At 70.5% G+C, this 1,056-nt stretch carries 2 protein-coding genes; both read left to right on the forward strand.

The genetic code is table 11. From position 1 onward, the window contains the following. A partial coding sequence (locus tag BFF76_RS30060) for a class F sortase (RefSeq protein WP_065849489.1) occupies window positions 1-609 on the forward strand: 609 nt, incomplete at its 5' end. Window positions 610-731: 122 nt separating this feature from the next. Further along, a partial coding sequence (gene lepB / locus BFF76_RS30065; RefSeq protein WP_065849490.1) for a signal peptidase I occupies window positions 732-1,056 on the forward strand: 325 nt, incomplete at its 3' end.

Consider the following 1,056-nt stretch of genomic DNA (forward strand, 5'->3'; position numbering starts at 1 on the left):
TGGGCGAGTTCGGACTCGCCCGAGGACGCCTCGTCGGCCACCGCCGCCCGCGGCAGCGACGCCGCGGGCGGCGGGGCGCCGCCGTTCCGGCGGGCACCGCACAAGCCGCAGGAGAAGGTGCCTGCCTCGCACGCGCCGCTGGTGCACTCCCGTCCGCTGAAGGTCGCCGTCCCCGCGATCTTCATCGAGGCCCCGGTCACGGGCATCGCCCTGGACAGGAAGGGCCGGCTCGGCGCCCCGCCGCTGAACAAGCCCAAGCTGGTGGGGTGGTACGGGAAGGGTCCGTCCCCCGGGGAGGCGGGGACCTCCCTCCTGGTCGGTCACCGGGACACCGCGACGGGGCCGGCGATCTTCCTCAATCTCAATGTCCTGCGCCGCGGTGACACCGTGAAGGTCACCCGGGCGGACCGGCGGATCGCCGTTTTCACCGTCGACGAGGTGAAGACCTACACGAAGGACAAGTTCCCCGACGACAAGGTGTACGGCACCACCGGGCGTCCGGAGCTCAGACTCCTGACATGCGGCGGACGCTTCGACAAGAAGAACGGCTACTCGGCCAACGTCGTCGTCTTCGCCCACCTCACGTCACTCAAGAAGAAGGCGGCCTGAACGGGGCACGCCGCACGGAACCGGCCGGTATCTCGGGGGCGAGGTACCGGCCGTTCGCCGCGCCGACGCGGCCGTGGGTGACGTGCGCTAATCTCCTCGCACACACGTGCGGAGGGGTAGGTATGGAACGGGCGGGACAAGGGCTGCGACGGACCGCCTGGGCCGCGGGCGCCATCGGCTCACTGCTGCTGGTGGGACCCGTGGTGGTGTTCGGAACCGGCTATACGGGTGCGAAGGTGTCCGGCAGTGCCATGGAGCCGACGTACTCCATCGGTGATCGCGTCCTCCTCGAACGGATCGACGCGGGTGAGGTCCGCCGTGGAGACGTAGTGCTGTACAGGGCGCCCGAGCGCTACGAGGGCCTCGCCGTCCTGGGTCGGGTCATCGGCGTGGGCGGCGACCAGGTCGCTCAACAGCCGGGCGGACCGGTCACGTTGAACGGGTCCC

The sequence above is a fragment of the Streptomyces mutomycini genome, assembly GCF_001700505.1.
Taxonomy (GTDB): domain Bacteria; phylum Actinomycetota; class Actinomycetes; order Streptomycetales; family Streptomycetaceae; genus Streptomyces; species Streptomyces mutomycini.